Annotated in this window: 18 protein-coding genes; 9 read left to right on the forward strand and 9 right to left on the reverse strand. The window is 33.4% G+C overall.

What is annotated here, in order from left to right; translation table 11 throughout:
* Positions 1-53 precede the first annotated feature (53 nt).
* Positions 54-1,283, forward strand: a complete 1,230-nt coding sequence (locus AAGV33_RS09240; RefSeq protein ID WP_373391688.1) for a multidrug effflux MFS transporter — start codon at positions 54-56, stop codon at positions 1,281-1,283.
* 37 nt (positions 1,284-1,320) lie between these two features.
* On the forward strand, positions 1,321-1,482 hold the full coding sequence (locus AAGV33_RS09245) for a hypothetical protein (RefSeq protein WP_373391689.1): 162 nt from the start codon (positions 1,321-1,323) through the stop codon (positions 1,480-1,482).
* A gap of 24 nt (positions 1,483-1,506) precedes the next feature.
* Here AAGV33_RS09245 and AAGV33_RS09250 read toward each other — a convergent pair whose 3' ends face one another.
* The 7 genes from AAGV33_RS09250 to prfB all read right to left on the reverse strand — a co-directional run bounded on the left by AAGV33_RS09250 (position 1,507) and on the right by prfB (position 6,929).
* A complete protein-coding gene (locus AAGV33_RS09250; RefSeq protein WP_373391690.1) occupies positions 1,507-1,854 on the reverse strand; it encodes a DUF1801 domain-containing protein in 348 nt (115 codons plus the stop codon).
* Positions 1,854-2,318 (reverse strand): 2-dehydro-3-deoxyphosphooctonate aldolase, encoded by a 465-nt coding sequence (locus AAGV33_RS09255; protein ID WP_373391691.1) that lies wholly within the window; start codon positions 2,316-2,318, stop codon positions 1,854-1,856. The genes AAGV33_RS09250 and AAGV33_RS09255 overlap by 1 nt, the downstream gene beginning before the upstream one ends.
* Positions 2,319-2,405: 87 nt before the next feature.
* Positions 2,406-2,954 (reverse strand): REP-associated tyrosine transposase, encoded by a 549-nt coding sequence (locus AAGV33_RS09260; RefSeq protein WP_373391692.1) that lies wholly within the window; start codon positions 2,952-2,954, stop codon positions 2,406-2,408.
* Positions 2,955-3,204: 250 nt separating this feature from the next.
* Positions 3,205-3,675 (reverse strand): hypothetical protein, encoded by a 471-nt coding sequence (locus tag AAGV33_RS09265; protein WP_373391693.1) that lies wholly within the window; start codon positions 3,673-3,675, stop codon positions 3,205-3,207.
* A 661-nt stretch (positions 3,676-4,336) separates the two neighbouring features.
* Positions 4,337-4,891 (reverse strand): hypothetical protein, encoded by a 555-nt coding sequence (locus tag AAGV33_RS09270; RefSeq protein ID WP_373391694.1) that lies wholly within the window; start codon positions 4,889-4,891, stop codon positions 4,337-4,339.
* A 192-nt stretch (positions 4,892-5,083) separates the two neighbouring features.
* Positions 5,084-5,653, reverse strand: a complete 570-nt coding sequence (locus AAGV33_RS09275) for a pentapeptide repeat-containing protein (protein WP_373391695.1) — start codon at positions 5,651-5,653, stop codon at positions 5,084-5,086.
* Between the two features lie 177 nt (positions 5,654-5,830).
* Positions 5,831-6,929 (reverse strand): peptide chain release factor 2 gene (prfB, locus tag AAGV33_RS09280; RefSeq protein WP_373391696.1). Its coding sequence is split into 2 segments (ribosomal slippage): positions 5,831-6,865 and positions 6,867-6,929, totalling 1,098 coding nucleotides; the frame shifts between segments, so codons are not numbered across the junction.
* Between the two features lie 84 nt (positions 6,930-7,013).
* On the opposite strand from prfB, the gene AAGV33_RS09285 reads away from it, so the two are divergent.
* Positions 7,014-8,033, forward strand: coding sequence for a threonine aldolase family protein (locus tag AAGV33_RS09285; protein ID WP_373391697.1), 1,020 nt, complete (start codon positions 7,014-7,016; stop codon positions 8,031-8,033).
* 370 nt (positions 8,034-8,403) lie between these two features.
* On the opposite strand, the gene AAGV33_RS09290 is transcribed toward AAGV33_RS09285, so the two are convergent.
* Positions 8,404-8,724, reverse strand: a complete 321-nt coding sequence (locus tag AAGV33_RS09290; protein WP_373391698.1) for a YbaB/EbfC family nucleoid-associated protein — start codon at positions 8,722-8,724, stop codon at positions 8,404-8,406.
* A 144-nt stretch (positions 8,725-8,868) separates the two neighbouring features.
* Here AAGV33_RS09290 and AAGV33_RS09295 point away from each other — a divergent pair, with 144 nt between their 5' ends.
* The 3 genes from AAGV33_RS09295 to AAGV33_RS09305 all read left to right on the forward strand — a co-directional run bounded on the left by AAGV33_RS09295 (position 8,869) and on the right by AAGV33_RS09305 (position 14,534).
* Positions 8,869-10,929, forward strand: a complete 2,061-nt coding sequence (locus tag AAGV33_RS09295) for a S9 family peptidase (RefSeq protein ID WP_373391706.1) — start codon at positions 8,869-8,871, stop codon at positions 10,927-10,929.
* A gap of 71 nt (positions 10,930-11,000) precedes the next feature.
* Entirely contained in the window at positions 11,001-12,041 is a 1,041-nt protein-coding gene (locus AAGV33_RS09300) for a PLP-dependent cysteine synthase family protein (protein ID WP_373391699.1), read from the forward strand.
* A 399-nt stretch (positions 12,042-12,440) separates the two neighbouring features.
* Complete coding sequence (locus AAGV33_RS09305) at positions 12,441-14,534, forward strand: TonB-dependent receptor family protein (RefSeq protein ID WP_373391700.1); 2,094 nt, start codon at positions 12,441-12,443, stop codon at positions 14,532-14,534.
* 121 nt (positions 14,535-14,655) lie between these two features.
* Here the strand turns inward: AAGV33_RS09305 and AAGV33_RS09310 are convergent, their stop codons facing one another.
* Entirely contained in the window at positions 14,656-15,519 is an 864-nt protein-coding gene (locus tag AAGV33_RS09310) for an AraC family transcriptional regulator (RefSeq protein ID WP_373391701.1), read from the reverse strand.
* A gap of 282 nt (positions 15,520-15,801) precedes the next feature.
* Here AAGV33_RS09310 and AAGV33_RS09315 point away from each other — a divergent pair, with 282 nt between their 5' ends.
* From AAGV33_RS09315 to AAGV33_RS09325, 3 genes are all read left to right on the forward strand, one after another.
* Entirely contained in the window at positions 15,802-16,566 is a 765-nt protein-coding gene (locus AAGV33_RS09315; protein ID WP_373391702.1) for an SDR family NAD(P)-dependent oxidoreductase, read from the forward strand.
* Between the two features lie 150 nt (positions 16,567-16,716).
* Positions 16,717-17,571 carry a fumarylacetoacetate hydrolase family protein gene (locus AAGV33_RS09320; RefSeq protein ID WP_373391703.1) on the forward strand — a complete coding sequence of 285 codons (855 nt, stop codon included), beginning with the start codon at positions 16,717-16,719 and terminating at the stop codon, positions 17,569-17,571.
* 574 nt (positions 17,572-18,145) lie between these two features.
* Positions 18,146-18,433 (forward strand): sodium:solute symporter family transporter (locus tag AAGV33_RS09325; RefSeq protein ID WP_413785698.1); only part of this gene is annotated, 288 nt, incomplete at its 3' end.

Genomic DNA, 18,433 nt, shown 5'->3' on the forward strand with positions numbered 1-18,433 from the left:
CTTTTTAAGGCTTACTTTTGCAAAAAATATATACAACACGATTTTCTACAAATATGACTAAGGCTAAACATTTCCAACTCATTTTAATTCTAGGTTCAATGACAGCATTGGGCCCTTTTTCTATAGACATGTATTTGCCTGGATTTTCAGGAATTGCAGCTGATTTGAATACAACTGTAGCCAAGGTTTCTATGAGTTTATCCAGTTATTTTATTGGAATTTCGGCAGGACAATTACTTTACGGTCCTTTATTGGATCGTTTTGGACGAAAAAAACCTTTATTTATAGGTCTAATGGTTTATATTTTAGCTTCGTTAGCTTGTGCTTTTGTCACTGATATTGATGCTTTTATTGGCTTCCGATTTGTTCAAGCCGTGGGAAGTTGCGCTGCTACTGTAGCTTCTTTAGCCATGGTTCGTGATTTATTTCCGGCTAAAGAAACGCCTAATGTCTTATCTAAATTAATGCTTGTAGTAGGGCTTTCGCCAATGTTAGCGCCCACAGCTGGTGGTTATGTGACTACTTATTTTGGCTGGCATACTGTTTTTTTAATTCTGGCTGCTATGGGCGCTTTTGTGCTTTTGGCTACTCAATTGGGTTTGCCTAATACGCACAAACCGGATTTATCTATTTCTTTAAAACCAAAACCGATTATCACTAACTTTATTTCGATTCTAAAAGTACCGCAATTCTATACGTATGCTTTTACGGGAGCCATTGCGTTTTCGGGTTTGTTTACCTATGTGGCTGCATCACCGTTGATTTTTATGGATATTTTAAAAGTAGATGCCGAAATTTACGGATGGATATTTGCGTTAATGTCGATAAGTTTTATTGGCTCTAGCCAATTGAATTCGGTTTTGTTGAAACGTTTTTCGAGTGAACAAATGATTTTCGCTGCTTTGATTTCACAATCCATTATCAGTTTTGTTTTCTTGATTTTGGCTATCAATGATCTTTTAGGATTGTATGAAACTATTGGAATGCTTTTCTTGTTTTTAGCTTGTTTGGGAATTTCAAATCCCAATACGGCAGGATTGTCTCTGGCTCCTTTTTCTAAAAATACGGGAAGCGCATCGGCATTGATGGGAGCTACTCAATTAGGGATTGGTGCTTTGGCTTCTTTTGGAGTCAGCCTTTTTGTGAAAGATTCGATTACTCCAATGGTGGTTATTATGACTTCGACTACAATCTTAGCACTTTTTATTTTGATAATTGGCAAGCGAAAAATCAAAATGACTATTGTAAATACGGATGATGATGCAATGGCAATGGTGCATTAATCTATTATTGAACAATTTTAACCAATAAAAAAATACAATGATGAACTGGAAAGTATTAAAAACAGAAGATGATTACAATAAAGCTTCTATACGAATGATGGAAGTTTTTGAAGCTAAACCCAATACTCCAGAAAATGATGAGTTGGATTTACTTGTTTTTTTGATAAAAGAATATGATGATAAAAATTATCAATTCTAACCTAAATTAGTTTTAGTCGAAAAGCTATATTCTATACAAATCCAAAGCTTTTTGTAAAATAGTTTCAATTGTTTTTATGGGTAAATCCAGGTTTGGGTTGACTCTTAAAACTTTCATTTTTTTTCGGTCTCCTTCTTCTAATTCGGGAAAGTCAAGGAGTTTTCCTTCTACCATAAGTATGTAAGGTTCGTCTGTTTTTTTATCAGTCCATAAATAGCATAACATCTTTCTCTTGTAACAAAAACAAGGCATTCCCCATTTTTGTGTTTCGGTTATGTCTTTGTCCTGATTTAGAATTATACTTCGCAACGCCAGCAAGCAACTCTGGTTAGGTTCGGTTTTGTTCAGATAATAGTTTTCTAGTGCTTCCATCAATTTTTCTCTTTTGCTTTTAAACCTACTGGAATTTTCAAATCGCCGGTGTCGTACATATTGATATAAATGTCTAATGTGTCTTTGCTTCCAATTTCAGTCAGTCTATATCGATCCAGTAATCCAGTGTTATTAAAACCATTAGGGGTTTTAAATGCACAACAACTTCCTGCTCTAAAATAAGTCATTTTTTTATTGTTGGGGCCAAACAAAGCATTTAGAAATCGTCTTTCGTTTAGTGGTCCACTTTTATCATTTGCTCCGCCTACTTTAATTGGGTTTGACTGATCGTAACCATAGGTTTTGTCGTCAGTTGTTTCAGTTAGCCAATAGGTGTTGTTGTCCATTAATTCGACCGCCTTGGTACGTGTATTGCCAATGCCTTTGTCTTCGTTAGTACTTGTTTTTGTTTGTGAGAAGGAAGAAACAGTAATAAGAGTTAGTGGTATAAGTAGTTTTTTCATGGTTTGGTTGGTTAATATTAATTGTAAGTTTAAAATAGAATTATTTTACTCTAAAGCTAGCGCAAGCGTCCCGCTTGTGCCCACAATTTAATTCATGTCAATCTTTAAAATGGTATGATCATCATTACCATAATTTCTTGCGCTGCTGTATTTCCAATCTATTGGGTCAGTTACAAAACCTGTTACTACTGGATTTTGGTGTATGTAATTTAATTTTTGTTCGAATACTTTTAACGACCAAATTTCAATGGGTTGGTTGTGTTGTTGCCAAAATTGTTTGTTGACATTATTAGAATTTTTTATTCCTGCTCTTGAAAACATCCACAACATCCATTCTTTTCTACTCTCTTGTGGGTTGTCTTCAATAAGTTGAAGCATTTTCTTTGAAGTAAAACCTTTAAAATCCCTTATTAATCCAGAAGGATCATTTAATGCTGAACGAAATATTAAATGGATATGACTTGGCATAATACAATAACCGTAAAGTTCCATTCCTTTATTTTTTCTGCAAAAATCTAACGATTCTATGATGCAACAAAAATAAATATCTCTGGTAAAAACATCTATCCAGTTTATAGTAGCAAATGAAATAAAATAAGCTCCTGATTTTTCTCCAAACTTATATTTTCTACTCATGCTTTTAAAATATTATTGATGATTTTGTCTTTGCGGGCACAAGCGGGACGCTTGCGCTAGCTGTGAATATAATGTATTACAAAGGATTTTTTGAGATTTGCTAACGCAAGCGTCTCGCTTGCGTCAACAATTAATGATCATCGTTATTGTAAATTTATTAGACTTCTGTATAGTTATAAAGCTTATTTTTTGCGGGCACAAGCGGGACGCTTGCGCTAGCGTGGGGGATTGTTTAAGCTACTCTTTTGGTTTAATATTTTACGATTTCAGATAATTTTCCATTTTTGAAATATAGTTTATATATTCCAGTATATTCCCAAACTTCGAGTTCTCCGCTTGCATTTTTATAATTTTTTCTATTTAAAGTTATTCCGCAAATATCTGAACACATATCTTTTGACATTCCAATTGTCAGATTCTTTTGAAAAACTAATTTTCCAAACTTCTCTCCATATTTTTTGATAAAAACATTTTCTTCTGACTTGTTTTTATTTGCATTTTCAGTTTTCAGTTTTTCTAAATCATTCTTTGCTAAAAGAACATTTTCAAAGTTCCACCTACTTCCATCTAAATCAAAAATAACTTTGTCTTTTTCATTGCTTAATAAAACTGTGAATACAACTTCTTCATCATTGGTATCGTTACTATTTTCTATTTCTAAATCTTTTCTTCTTAATAATGTAAGTTCTCCTTTCCATTCAGTTCCTTTGTCAATATACATGCTAAAATTAGTTTTTGATATAGGATTTCTAATTGCGTTAAAATCTTTAATAGCAATAAAGGTTTTTCCATTTATTAACTCTTTCTTTTTTTCAAAATATGGAGATAGAATAAATTGAGGATTTGATGAAGATTCAATTACATATATGGTTTCATTGTTTAAATTATCTTTTAGTTCAAAAAATATATCTGCAAAAAAATCCTCATTTAAATTGCTTTTGATTTCGTTGTATAATTCTGATTTTTCAAATGAAGGATTAATATTAACAACAGTAAAATATCTATTGCCGATTTGTGACCAATTTAGAATTTCAATTTTGTCAGTTTTCTTAAAAAATATTATATCATTTTCTCTGTAATTGTCGGGATACGTTGGGTAATATATTTTTAAACCATTATATCTCTTGTAGTATTCATTTATGTCACATTGTTTTTCATCAAATGGATTTTTTCCACTACCGCTTTCGAGTATTTTTGTGATTTTTGCTCGATAATATTCTGAATGTTCTATAAAATTTTCAGTTGGATTATATGGAGGGAAGTTTGTTTTTTTTTCGACTTCTACTGCTTTTTCAATTTTTCCGATTTCAATTTGCTAAAAAATTGATATTGTAAATATAGACGCAACAGCTGTAAATAATATTTTTTTATTCATTTTTAAGTTATTTATGTTTTCCTAAAATTGGTTTTAAATGCTTGGCTAAATCATTTTCTAAAACTTCCATTAGATTAATCATGTCAGCATCAAACTCAAAAACAGTTAGTTTTAAATTTAGATTAAGTTCTTTTGCCCAATAAAATAGTTGTAATCCTTGAGTTCTATTTACTTTGTAATAACCTAAATGCTGAATAAGTCTTCCCCAAAAATGGCGTTTAACTTTTCCAACATAAAGTATCTTACTTTCCACTATTTTACTTTTAATAGCAGGAATTGATTTGGAATTTTCGCTAATTGAATATTTTCTAATTCTACTAACTATTTCGGAACTTAAGTTATCTGAAGTTATTTCAAAGTAATACAAACAAGGTCCAACAAATTCTTTTAATTCGATAAACATTTTTCCGTGCTTATCTGAATTAGTGATGTCAATATGATTATAGTCCTCTAATTCACAGCAATTAATGTAGAATTCTTTTGTTCGTTTTACTCCATTTTTTGATACATTTTGTAAAGGGATAATAGCATTACCGCTAATTTCTTTAATTATTTTTTCCATATAAAGTTTCTTGTTTTTTAGTGTAGGTTTTTGATTGTTATTCTGATAAATGTGATTTTTACTTGTTTTCAAATATATTAAAATATTCTTACAAAAGAAGTTTTAGAAATAAATGTTTTTGAACTATAAAACCCTGTTAGCCTTTTAAACTCTGACAGGGTTATTAATAGTATACAGATGTAAAATAAAAAACTATTCCACAATAATCCCATGCTTATACAGCAAGCCTTTAAGACCTTCGAGGGCGAATTGGGCTTTTTTTAGTTTTGTTTTTGAGGGATCGATGGTGTAGTTGTAGCTGCTTCTAAAATCGACTTTGTTAGCAATGGCTTTTTCAAATTCGGAGCGGTACAAATCGCAATTTATGAATTGGACGCCTGTTAAATCGGTTGCCATGAAATCGACAGCAACAAGGCTTGAATTAGTAAAAGTAGTGCCTTTCATTTTTAGGGCATAGAATTTTGAGAAATCCAGTGCGCAGTTTTTAAAGTGAATCTCGAAGATGAGTTTGTCACTCATAGAGAAATTGACTTCTTTGATTTGGCAATCATTAAAAAATACGGTTCTAAAAGCCGTGTGGTTGATTTTGGAAGTATTGAAATTGCAGTTGTTGAACTGGCAATCCATAAAAGTAACACCTATTAAATTGCATTCTGAAAAATCACAATTGTTAAAAGTACAGCTTTCAAATTCTTTAAGGTTGAGTGTTTCCAGACCATAGCGGATGTTGTGGTAGTGTTGGTCAAAGAAGTACTCGGTCATTTTGTTAGGTTAGAGGTTAGAGGTTAGAAGTTAGAAGTTGGAAGAAAGAAAAAAGAATTTAGAAAGCAGTCAGCAGAATTTTAAAATCTACTTTCTGCTTTCTAAATTTTGCAGTCTGCAGTTTAAATCTGCATTCTGAAATCTGACGACTGCCTTCTGAATACTGACCACTGAAATCTACTCCTCTTCTTTTTGTCCCATCATCATTAGATAGGCTTTTAGGAATTCGTCGATTTCGCCGTTCATTACGCCATCAACGTTGCTGGTTTCATAACCGGTGCGGACGTCTTTGACTAATTTATAAGGTTGCATCACGTAATTTCGAATTTGCGAACCCCATTCAATTTTCATTTTTCCGGCTTCAATATCGGCACGTTGTGCTTGTTTCTTTTTTAATTCGATTTCGTACAATTGCGAGCGAAGCATTTGCATGGCACGCTGTCTGTTGTCTTGCTGCGAACGGGTTTCAGAACACTGAATCTGGATTCCTGTAGGTTTATGATACAGCTGTACTTTGGTCTCTACCTTATTTACGTTCTGTCCTCCGGCACCACTGGATCGTGAAGTTGTAATTTCGATATCGGCAGGGTTAATGTCAATTTCGATACTATCATCCACTAATGGATACACATAAACGGAAGCAAATGAGGTATGACGTTTTGCATTACTATCAAACGGAGAAATACGCACCAATCGATGCACGCCATTTTCACCTTTTAGATAACCAAAAGAATAATCGCCTTCAAATTCCAGCGTTACGGTTTTGATTCCTGCAACATCGCCTTCCTGATAGTTGAGCTCTTTGATTTTGAAACCGTATTTTTCGCCCCACATCATGTACATACGCATTAACATCGAAGCCCAGTCACAACTTTCGGTTCCACCAGCACCAGCTGTAATTTGCAAAACAGCACTTAGTGTATCTCCTTCATCCGAAAGCATGTTTTTAAATTCGATGCCTTCAATATGATTTTGAGTCAGTTGGTATTGATCGTCTAGTTCTTCGGCTGTGAGTTCGCCTTCTTTGTAAAATTCGTAGGCGAGTTGTAATTCGTCTGCAAATGCAACTGCTTTATCGTAGTCTTCAATCCACTTTTTTTTGTTTCGAAGATTCTTTACAATAAGTTCAGCTTCTTTGGCGTTGTTCCAAAAATCCGGAGCAAAGGTTTTTTCTTCTTCGTTAGAAATTTCGATAAGTTTAGCATCGACGTCAAAGATACCTCCTCAACGCACCAAGGCGCTCCACAATACCTTTTATTTGTTCGGTAGTTGTCATAAATTATGTAATTTTGTTGCACAAAAATAATAAAAAAAATCACGTAGGGGCTACAGCCAATGTATCTCTATAAAAAATATAAAAATGCAAATAAATTTAGTTAGCGATACGGTAACAAAACCGTCCTACGAAATGCTTCAGTATATGTTTAATGCCGAAGTAGGTGATGATGTTTACAAAGAAGACCCAACAGTTATTGAACTTGAGGATAGAGTGGCAGCCATTTTTGGGATGGAAGCGGGTTTGTTTTTTCCTTCGGGTACGATGGCAAATCAAACTGCAATCAAACTGCATACTCAACCAGGCGAACAATTAATAGCCGATAAATATTCGCATATTTTTCATTTTGAAGCAGGAGGAGTTTCTTTTAATAGCGGCGTTTCCTGCTGTTTGCTAGAAGGAAATCGTGGCATGATTACAGCGGAACAAGTGGCTGGAGCGATTAACAAACCAGATTTTTACCACAGTCCGTTAACGAGTTTGGTTTGTTTGGAAAACACTACTAATATTGGTGGCGGTGCTTGTTATGAAATGGAGGAAATAGAAAAAATAAAAGCAGTTTGCGAGGCTAATAATTTGAAATTGCACTTAGATGGCGCTAGAATTTGGAATGCTTTGGTAGCCAAAAGACAAAGTCCGAAAGATTTTGGGAAATTATTTGATACTATTTCGGTTTGTTTTTCAAAAGGATTGGGAGCGCCAGTGGGATCAGTTTTATTAGGCGACAAAAAGACCATTCAGCGTGCTTTGCGAATCAGAAAAGTACTGGGAGGTGCCATGCGTCAGTCTGGATATTTGGCTTCAGCGGCGATTTATGCTTTAGAAAACAATATTAAATTATTAACAGAAGATCACCGACGTGCTAAAGAACTAGCTAATGTTTTGAAAAAGAAAAGTTGGGTAGCCACAATAGAACCTGTAGAAACCAATATTTTGATTTTTTCTTTAGTTCCTGAATACAAAGACGAAGTTTTGATTGAAAAATTAAAACAAAAAAATATCTCAATTAGTGCCATTGGTAATCGAAAACTACGCATGGTAACGCATTTAGATTATCGTGAGGTAATGCATACTTATGTAATTGAGACTTTATCGAAGATGTAGGTTTTAGAGCTGGAAGATGGGAGTGGGGAGTTAGAAGTTTTTCGTTTGCTGCGAAATAAGTAGCAATTCATTTTTATTTATAATTTCAATAGCAATGGGCTTCAGCCTGTTTTAAAATTTAAGAATGTAAAAAATGCTTTAGCAAATAAAAGACAATTTTATTTTGCTAAAGCATTTTTTTATTTTGAATACTCAAAGTGATATTCTTAAAAAAGGGTTTAATTAAATAGTATTATCAAAAACTTCTAACTCCCCACTTCCAGCTTTTCTTATTTTGCTAAAGCCTTTTAATTATTTAAAATCCTAAAAGTGATAGTTTAAAAGGGTTGAATTAAATAACATTAGCAAAAACTTCCCACTTCCATCTTTTTTACTTAAACAAATTATCCATTCCAGGAATCATTGGCATATCCATTTTGGCAACCGCATCCAGTTCCGCTTCGTTTACTTTAGTTGCTTTTTCGATGGCTTTATTGATTACTAAAATAATATAATCTTCTAGTTGTTCTTTGTCTTCTAATAATTCATCCGCAATAGTGATGGATTTTATTTTTCTATTGGCAGTAATCGTTACTTTCAATAAACCATCAGTACTTTGTTCGTCAACAAGAACAGTATCCAGACGTTTTTTTGTTTCTTCAATTTTATTTTGGGTTTCTTTTAATTTACCCATCATTCCCATTAAATCCATTTTTACTTTTTTTAATAATTAGTTTACGAAATTACTATTTTTACGCTGATTACAATGTTAAAATTGATGAAAAAGGTGCTCGTACTAGAGGTTGTTTCGCCTACTTTTGTGCCAGCTATTACAAAAAAAAGCAAGAATTACTCCATGATAGAAAAATCACAACCGCCTGTTGCTAAAATTATACCTACTGAATTAGAAAAGTTTGGAGATGTACGAATCGATAATTATTTCTGGTTAAATAACCGGGAAAATCCGGAAGTTATTGATTATCTAAACAAGGAAAATGACTACTACCAACAAATGACAGCTCATACGCAGGATTTCCAAAAGGAATTGTTTGAGGAAATGAAAGCGAGAATTAAAGAGCAAGACGAGTCGGTTCCTTATTTATACAATGGCTATTATTACATTACCCGATTTGAAAAAGCCAAAAATTATCCCATTTATTCCCGAAAAAAAGGAAGCCTTACCGCTCCGGAAGAAATTCTTTTTGATTGTAATGTTTTGGCTGAAGGTCAGGCGTATTTTAAACTAGGCGGAATGGCTATTAGTCCTGATAATAAACTGGCTATTTTTAGTACAGACGTTATTGGAAGACGCATTTATAACATTCAGGTTAAGAATTTAGAAACGGGTGAAGTTCTTGAAGATAAAATTGATAAAGTAACGGGTTCGGCAGTTTGGGCTAATGATAATAGAACGATATTTTATTCGAGTCAGGATGAGGTAACCTTGCGTTCGGATAAAATTTTCAAGCACAAACTAGGTACAAAACAAGAAGACGATGTATTGGTTTATTTTGAAAAAGACGACACTTTTAGTGTTGATGTATCCAAGTCAAAATCCAGAAAATATTTAGCGATAGAATCGGGAAGTACGTTAACTACCGAATATAGAATCTTGAATGCCGACAATCCTGATGGAAAATTTAAAATTTTCCAAAAACGAAAAAGAGGCGTAGAATACAGCATTAACCATTATAAAGACAGTTTTTATATTCTGACGAATAAAGATGATGCGGAGAATTTTAAATTGATGAAAACCCATGAGGAGGCTACTTCGGCAGAAAATTGGGTGGAAATTATTGGGCATCGTGAAGATGTTTTATTGGAAGATATTGAAATTTTTGCTAACTATTTAGTTCTGGAAGAACGTACAGGCGGTTTGAATAAAATCCGAATTATGTCCTGGGATGGAAGCCAAGAATATTACTTGCCTTTTGGAAGCGAAACGTACACCGCTTACACATCGACAAATGTTGATTTTGAAACCGAAATTTTGCGTTATTGTTATCAATCTATGGCAACACCATCATCGGTGATTGATTTTAATATGCGTACTAAAGAAAAGGACGTTAAGAAAGAACAAGAGGTCTTAGGAGGGAAATTCGATAAAAATAATTATACCGAAAAAAGAGTTTGGGCTACCGCCAAAGATGGAACTAAAATTCCAATTTCGATGGTGTACCGCAAAGAGTTGAAAAAAGACGGAAAAAATCCTTTATTGCTTTATGCTTACGGATCTTATGGACATTCTATGGATGCTCATTTTTCATCCACACGTTTGTCGTTGTTAGACAGAGGATTTATTTATGCTATTGCACACATTCGCGGTGGAGAAGACTTAGGAAGACAATGGTATGAAGACGGAAAATTGCTTCAAAAGAAAAATACTTTTACTGATTTTATTGATTGTTCTAGAGATTTGATTGAGCGAAAATACACTTCAGCGGCACATTTGTATGCCGAAGGAGGTTCGGCAGGTGGATTGTTGATGGGAGTGATTATAAATGAAGCTCCAGAGTTGTATAACGGAGTTATCGCTCAGGTTCCTTTTGTAGATGTAATAACTACAATGTTAGACGATACTATTCCGTTAACCACTGGAGAATACGATGAATGGGGAAATCCAAATGTTAAAAAATACTATCAATACATGCGATCGTATTCCCCTTATGATAATGTCAAAAAACAACAGTATCCTAATATGTATGTTTCTACAGGATTGCATGATTCGCAAGTACAGTATTGGGAACCAGCTAAATGGGTTGCTAAGCTAAGAGAATATAAAACAGATAATACCGTTTTGTATTTGGATACTAACATGGATGCAGGTCATGGAGGTGCTTCCGGAAGGTTTGAAGCACTAAAAGAATTAGCGAAAGAATTTAGTTTTTTACTAGATTTAGAAAAAATTAAAAAGTAATTAGTTTTTTTTTGTTAAATTTGCTGCGTATCCAGGTTAAATAAAACTTAATCTTGATTAACTATTTTTTTATGAAAGAAGAAATAAATGCTTATAATAATGTTTTAGAACTGATAGGAAATACACCTCTTATCAAGATAAACAAAGTAACCGAACATTTAGAAGGTAATTTCTATGCTAAGGTAGAAGCTTTTAATCCGGGACATTCCTCAAAAGATAGGATTGCTTTATACATTATTGAAGAAGCAGAAAAAAAAGGTATATTATCTCCTGGCGATACTATAATAGAGACTACATCAGGTAATACTGGTTTTAGTTTAGCTATGGTAAGTATTATAAAAGGATATAGCTGCATACTGGCGGTAAGTTCTAAATCATCCAAAGATAAAATAGACATGCTTCGTAGTTTAGGAGCAAAAGTGTATGTGTGTCCGGCACACGTTTCTGCTGATGATGAGCGTTCTTACTACAGTGTTGCTAAGAGATTGCATGAAGAAACTAAAGGTTCAGTTTATATCAATCAGTATTTTAACCAATTGAATATTGATGCACATTACAACACAACTGGTCCTGAAATCTGGAAACAAACTAACGGTAAAATTACGCATCTTGTTGCTTGTAGTGGAACTGGAGGAACAATCTCAGGAACGGCTAAGTTTTTAAAAGAACAAAATCCGAATATTAAAGTTCTGGGTGTAGATGCTTTTGGTTCAGTATTGAAAAAATACCACGAAACAAGAGAGTTTGATACGGAGGAAATTTATCCTTACAGAATTGAAGGTTTAGGTAAAAACTTAATTCCATCGGCTACTGATTTTGATGTGATTGATAAATTCATGAAAGTAACTGACGAAGAAAGTGCGCATTCAGCAAGAGAAATAACCAGAAAAGAAGGTTTGTTTGTAGGTTATACTTCAGGAGCAGTTTTGCAAGCCATAAAACAATATGCAGAAGAAGGTGAGTTTGACGCTAACAGTAATGTAATTGCCATTTTCCCTGATCACGGTTCTCGATATATGAGTAAAGTTTTCAGCGATGACTGGATGAATGAACAAGGGTTCTTCGATAGTATTAACGAAGAAGAAGTACAAAAAATTGAAATGATAAAATAGACTTTCTATTTTCGAAATATAAAACTCCAGAGCAATCTGGAGTTTTTTTATGCGTTTTTTTACCATATAAGAAATTAAAAAAATGGAGTATAAGGGATTAATACAAAAAACTGTGGAGTTGGAAAAAAATTACCGCAGAGAGCGCTAAGTTTTTTAGCCTTAGCTTTGCGAACTTTGTGCTTTTAGAAGCACATTCTTAGATGAAAATCTTTGCGCTCTCTGCGATAAAAATAATTAGAACGTATTTTTATGTTTCTCCACAACATTTAGCATTGATCCGTATAAGGACTTATTAAACTTAACTTAATGGTTTTAAATTTTATAACAAATTACGTTTTTATCTAAAATGATTCGAATAAAAGAATACTTTTGAGAAACACTCCATTTTAAATAATAGTAATGATACTAAAATCAAAAAAACATTCTAAGTTCATTTTTGTTCTTCTTTTATTTTCTTGTAGTATTCTTTTTGGGCAAGTAAAAAAAGACACCATTTCGTTATCGGAATTAGAAATAATGAATACTCCTATTCGAAATTCAATACAGCAAACTGCAGCTGCTGTTTCCATTATTACCGAAAAAGAAATCAATCAGGCTGATGGCGTAATTTTGACTCCTGTTCTCAATAAAATTCCGGGTATTTTTATGCAGCAAGGGGCTTTGAATACCAATAGAATTACCATTCGGGGAATTGGAGCGAGAACACAATACGGAACCAGTAAGATTAAAGCCTATTTTGAAGGAATTCCTCTTTCTAGTGTCGAAGGAGATACCACACTGGAAGATATTGATTTAGAAGTTTTGGGAGGAATCGAAATTATAAAAGGGCCTAATTCTACTAGCTTTGGTGCTGGATTAGGAGGTGTTATCAGTTTGAGGGCAAAGCAATTGGATACAGAAACTTCTTTTGCTAAAACAGCCACTACTTTTGGCAGTTTTGGTCTAATAAAACAAATTTTGTCTGCCGGTTACAGCGATTCACAATCCAGTCTTTTTGTCAACTATAGTAATTTACAGCAAGAGGGTTATCGGGAGAATAGTGATTATGACCGACAGTCATTAAATCTATTTGGAAAACAAAAGATTTCTGAAAAATCTACGCTTTCCTTTTTTGGAATTGCCACCCGATTGAAAGCTTTTATTCCGAGTTCGATAAGCGAAACTACTTTCAATATAAACCCTAAGTCGGCGGCGGCTACCTGGTTGGCTGCTCAAGGATTTGAATCCTATGATAAATTGATGGTGGGAATTGGATTTGAACACCAGTTTTCAAAAAGTTGGTCGGCGGATGTTAGTCTTTTTTCGAATTTGAAAAAGGCTTATGAGCCACGTCCTTTTGATATTTTAGAAGAAAAAACAAATATGCTGGGCTTTAGAGCCAAAGTAAATTATAAAGCTTCTTTGTTTTCGTTGCCTAATACAATCAGCTTTGGAACTGAATTTATGACTGAAAATTATGATTTCTCGCTTTTTAGAAATTTATATCAATCGTATCCTGGACAAGGCAGTGTTCAGGATGAGCGATTTAGTGAGATGGAACAAAAAAGAGGCTATTGGAATGGGTTTATACAAATGGAAACCCAACTTTCGAATAAGTTAAATTTAGAATCTGGGCTGGCATTTAACACGACTCATTACAACCAGCAGGATATTTTTTTAGCTGATGAAAATTCGAAAGAGAAATATACTTTTGCTTCTGTTTGGTCTCCCAGATTTGGGCTTTCGTATAAAATAGATGATTCGAAAAATGTATATGTTTCGTTGAGTAAAGGTTTTTCGATTCCTTCAGTTGCTGAAACATTAACTCCCGAAGGACAAATTAATACCGATTTACAATCGGAAAAAGGGATTAATTATGAAATAGGTTTTAAGGCTAATTTTTTCGAAAAAAAGCTTTATACAGAAATGATTTTATATTCCACTCAAATTAATAATTTATTAGTGGCCCGCCGCGTTGCCGAAGATCAGTATGTAGGGATTAATGCTGGCGAAAGTTCGCATCAGGGATTAGAATTTTTATTGAATTACAAGTTTCAACCCAATTCGAATATCCAGCTGAATCCTTATTTTTCGGCAACAATCAATCGTTTTGAATTTAAAGATTTTGTAGATAACGATACTGATTATTCAGGGAAAATGCTGCCAGCTATGCCTGATACTCAATTTAATTTTGGATTTGATTTGGTTAGCGCCATGGGGTTGAGTTTCAACGCTTCTTATCGATTAACGGGTAAGATGTATCTTGATGATGCTAATTCGAAAGAAACTGCGGGATATGAACTATTAGACGTGAAAGCAGGATATGGTTTTTATATTCTTAAAAAAGTAAAAATGGAAATCAATTTGGGAATCCAAAATGCTTTGAATGAAAAATATGCAGCCAGTATTTTACCTAATGCAGTAGGTTTTGGCAGTACGCCAGCCAGATATTATTATCCAGGAAATCCAGGAAATTATTATGGAGGTTTTAATGCTGTTTATGCGTTTAACTAGAGGCTGTTTAAAATTATTTTAGAAGTGAAATCTTAAAAGGATGGAAAATTTCTTGAAAATTCATCAGAATTACTCCCTTTAGGGTTTGGGGAAATTAATTTTGATGAATTTAAACTTAATTTTAACGGGCAATTTTGTTTTGGTATTCTTTAGGTGTGTTTGCTGTGTTTTTCTTGAAGAGTTTGTTGAAATTAGAAACGGTTTTGTATCCGCATTCATAGGCTATTTCTGAGACACTCATATCGGTTTCAATAAGGAGTTTACAGGCATTTGAAATTCGGATTTCATTCAAGTATTCAATAAAATTCTTTTTGGTTTTTGATTTGAACATTCTGCAAAAAGAGGTTGGAGTCAAATTAGCAATCTGAGCCACTTCATCCAGCGAAATCTCTTTTTTGTAATTCTCTTTTACATATTGATAGACATCAGAAAGACGGTCTTTTTTGAAAGAATCGTTAGTAGGAGTGTAGGTTTCGTTATTTATAAAGTCGAAATCTGTAGTGGCTGAAAGTAGTGATAGAATTTCAAAAAGTCCAATGATAACTTCAAAATCTTGTTTGGCAACTAGTTTTTCTAATTTTTTAGCGATCAGTTTATTCGTTTTCCCGGTAATTGAAAGTCCTTTTTTTGCTTTTTCAAAAAGAGTATTGATTTTTTGAGCTTCTTTTAATTCATAAAAAGCGGGCCCAAAAATATCTTTATTGAAATAAACTACAATGGCTTTTGCCTTTAGTTTATTATTGTGATAGTAAATTTCGTCATTCAACCAAACGTGCGGAATATCGGAACCCAGAAATACCAAGTCGCCCGACTCGAAATTAGCAACAGAATTACCAATAATGCGTTTCCCAAAACTTTCTTTTACATAGACCAACTCTAACTCAGGATGAGAATGAAAAGGAGCCTGAAAGAAAGGTTCTTCTCTTGAGAGCACAGAAATGGCGCTATTGAGATAGGATGATATTTTTGTTTTTTCTAGTTTCATCAGTTTTCAAAGATAATTAATAATTAGATAAGGATAAAATCGAATTATTATATGGTTATATGGCATAGTACCTTTATTCTTTTGTGTTTTGGTAAAACCGGAATACTAATCGTTTGATAATTAAAATAGTACTGGATTGAATGCAGTAAATAATTGAAATCTTTTTTTTGGGAAGACTTTAATAAATTAAGACTATTTTATCTCTTGAAAACGAAGCGTTTATTTATAAATTTGTCCTTTTAAACAAAATATCATTTTTAATAATTTAATACTACAATTTAAATGTTCTCATTAAAAGATAAAAAAGCAATTATAACTGGTGGTGGAAGCGGAATAGGAAAAGCCATTTCAGTTTTATTTGCTAAGCAAGGAGCTGAGGTTCATATTATAGAATTAACTGCCGAAAGTGCACAATCTACGGTTGACGAAATTGTTGCCGAAGGTGGAAAAGTTGTTGCTCATGCTTGTAACGTTGCAAAACACGATGAAGTAGTAGCAACTTTCGAAAAAATTGGTAACATTCATATTTTAGTGAATAATGCCGGAATTGCTCATGTAGGTAAGGTAGATACGACTGCTGAAGCTGATTTTGACCGAATTATGGATGTGAACGTAAAAGGAGTATATAACTGTTTGCACGCTTCGATTCCGCAATTCCGTAAGTCGGGTGGTGGATCGATTGTTAATATGGCTTCGATTGCTTCATGGGTAGGAATACCTGATCGTTTTGCTTATTCTACAGCTAAAGGAGCAGTGATGGCAATGTCATTATCTGTGGCTAAAGATTATATCAACGAGAATATTCGTTCGAACTCTATTTCTCCGGCGCGTGTACATACGCCATTTGTAGATGGATTTATTTCGAAAAATTATCCAGGAAATGAGGCTGAAATATTTGATAAATTATCAAAATCACAACCTATTGGAAGAATGGGGAAACCAGAAGAAATTGCTACTTTAGCATTGTTCTTAGCAAGCGATGAAGCTGGTTTTATCACAGGATCGGATTATCCAATTGATGGAGGATTTATCAAATTAAATAATTAAAAAAGAGTTGCTAAGATTCTAAGCTGCTAAGTTTCTAAGATTGAAACTAAGAAAAGGCTAAGAATCTAAGCTATTAAGTAATAAGTTTAAAAAAAAACTTAGAAACTTAGAAACTCAGTAACTTAGTAACTTTTAAAAAAATATAAAGAAATGAAATTAATACGTTTTGGAGCAGAAGGCGGCGAAAAACCAGGGATTTTAGTGGGAGAAAAAAGATATGATGTTTCTTCAATTGTAACGGATTACAACGAATCTTTTTTTGAGAATAATGGCTTAGAAAAATTAAAAGCAGCTATTGAAAGCGGCACTTCTTTCCCTCAGGTTGCTGATGATATTCGTTTGGGTTCTCCGGTTGCACGACCTTCAAAAATTATTTGCATTGGTTTAAATTATGTAGATCACTGTCATGAAACTGGTGCTCCAATTCCAACTGAGCCTATTATTTTCTTTAAATCGACTACTTCTTTATGTGGACCAAATGACAATGTGATTATCCCTAAAGGAAGTGAAAAAACGGATTGGGAAGTTGAATTGGCTTTTGTAGTGGGTAAAAAAGCAAGTTATGTAGAAGAAGCTGAAGCTTTAGATTATGTTGCCGGATATGCTTTGTTAAACGATTACAGTGAGAGAGCTTTCCAAATTGAAATGGGCGGACAATGGGCAAAAGGAAAAGGTTGTGATACTTTCGCACCTCTTGGACCTGTTTTAGCTACTCAGGATGAAATTGCTGATGTAAACAATTTGTCAATGTGGTTGTCTGTAAATGGTAAAAAATTTCAAAACAGTAATACTTCTAACTTAGTATTTAAAATTCCATTTTTAGTGCATTATTTAAGTCAGTTTATGACTTTACTTCCTGGTGATATCATTAGTACAGGAACGCCTCCGGGAGTTGGTTTAGGAATTAAACCAGATCCTATTTTTATAAAAGCAGGTGATGTTATCGAATTAGGTATTGAAGGTTTAGGTTCAAGTAAACAAGTTGCTGTAGCTTATTCAAAATAAGAGATACTGAATATATTTTTTAAAAAGAGCATTGGATTTTAGATTCAATGCTCTTTTTTAATTTATCTATTGTGTGTAATTCAGTTCTTGATGATAAAAATTCGTTTGTCCTTAACTTCAGCAGTCGAGTGTCAAATGTTTGAAGAATGCGTAAAAAGAAAATCTGTTTGAGTCCCGATGCTTCGGGACGAGTTATTTTCTTTTAGTATTCGAAAACTAATTTGACCGACGAAGAAGTGCAAGACTTGATTTTTTTATTTCTTTTTTGATCAAGCAAAAAAGAAAATTAATAAATCTATTTTTGTTCTATTTAACAATATAAAAAACTTTTGAACTCACATTTTTAATAGTTCATCCAACGGCTCATTATAAGAAAAGCTTCTTCGTTAAAAAATGTTTTTTAGTTAATTTATTTAGTTACAATGTTTTTATTTATGGATTTTTTTATTAAGACAATAAAAAAATCCATGTATTAGCACAAATTATCCATATTCGAATTTCGTTTAGATTCTATTTTTGTGTAGATACCTTTAGTATTATCTATTAACCAAAAATAAATCAAACCAACTCAATTATGAATGTATTACAACCCGCAGATTATATTGTTTTTTTAATCTACTTTGTTATTGTTACAGCCTACGGGATGTACATTTACCGAAGCAAGAAAAATGCAGTAACCAGTTCTAACGATTATTTTCTAGCCGAAGGTTCGCTTACCTGGTGGGCTATTGGAGCCTCATTAATTGCTTCTAATATTTCAGCAGAACATTTTATCGGGATGAGTGGTTCAGGGTTTGCGATAGGATTAGCGATTGCTTCTTACGAATGGATGTCGGCTGCCACATTAATTGTTGTGGCGATG

Source organism: Flavobacterium magnesitis, from assembly GCF_041729735.1.
Classification (GTDB): Bacteria; Bacteroidota; Bacteroidia; order Flavobacteriales; family Flavobacteriaceae; genus Flavobacterium; species Flavobacterium magnesitis.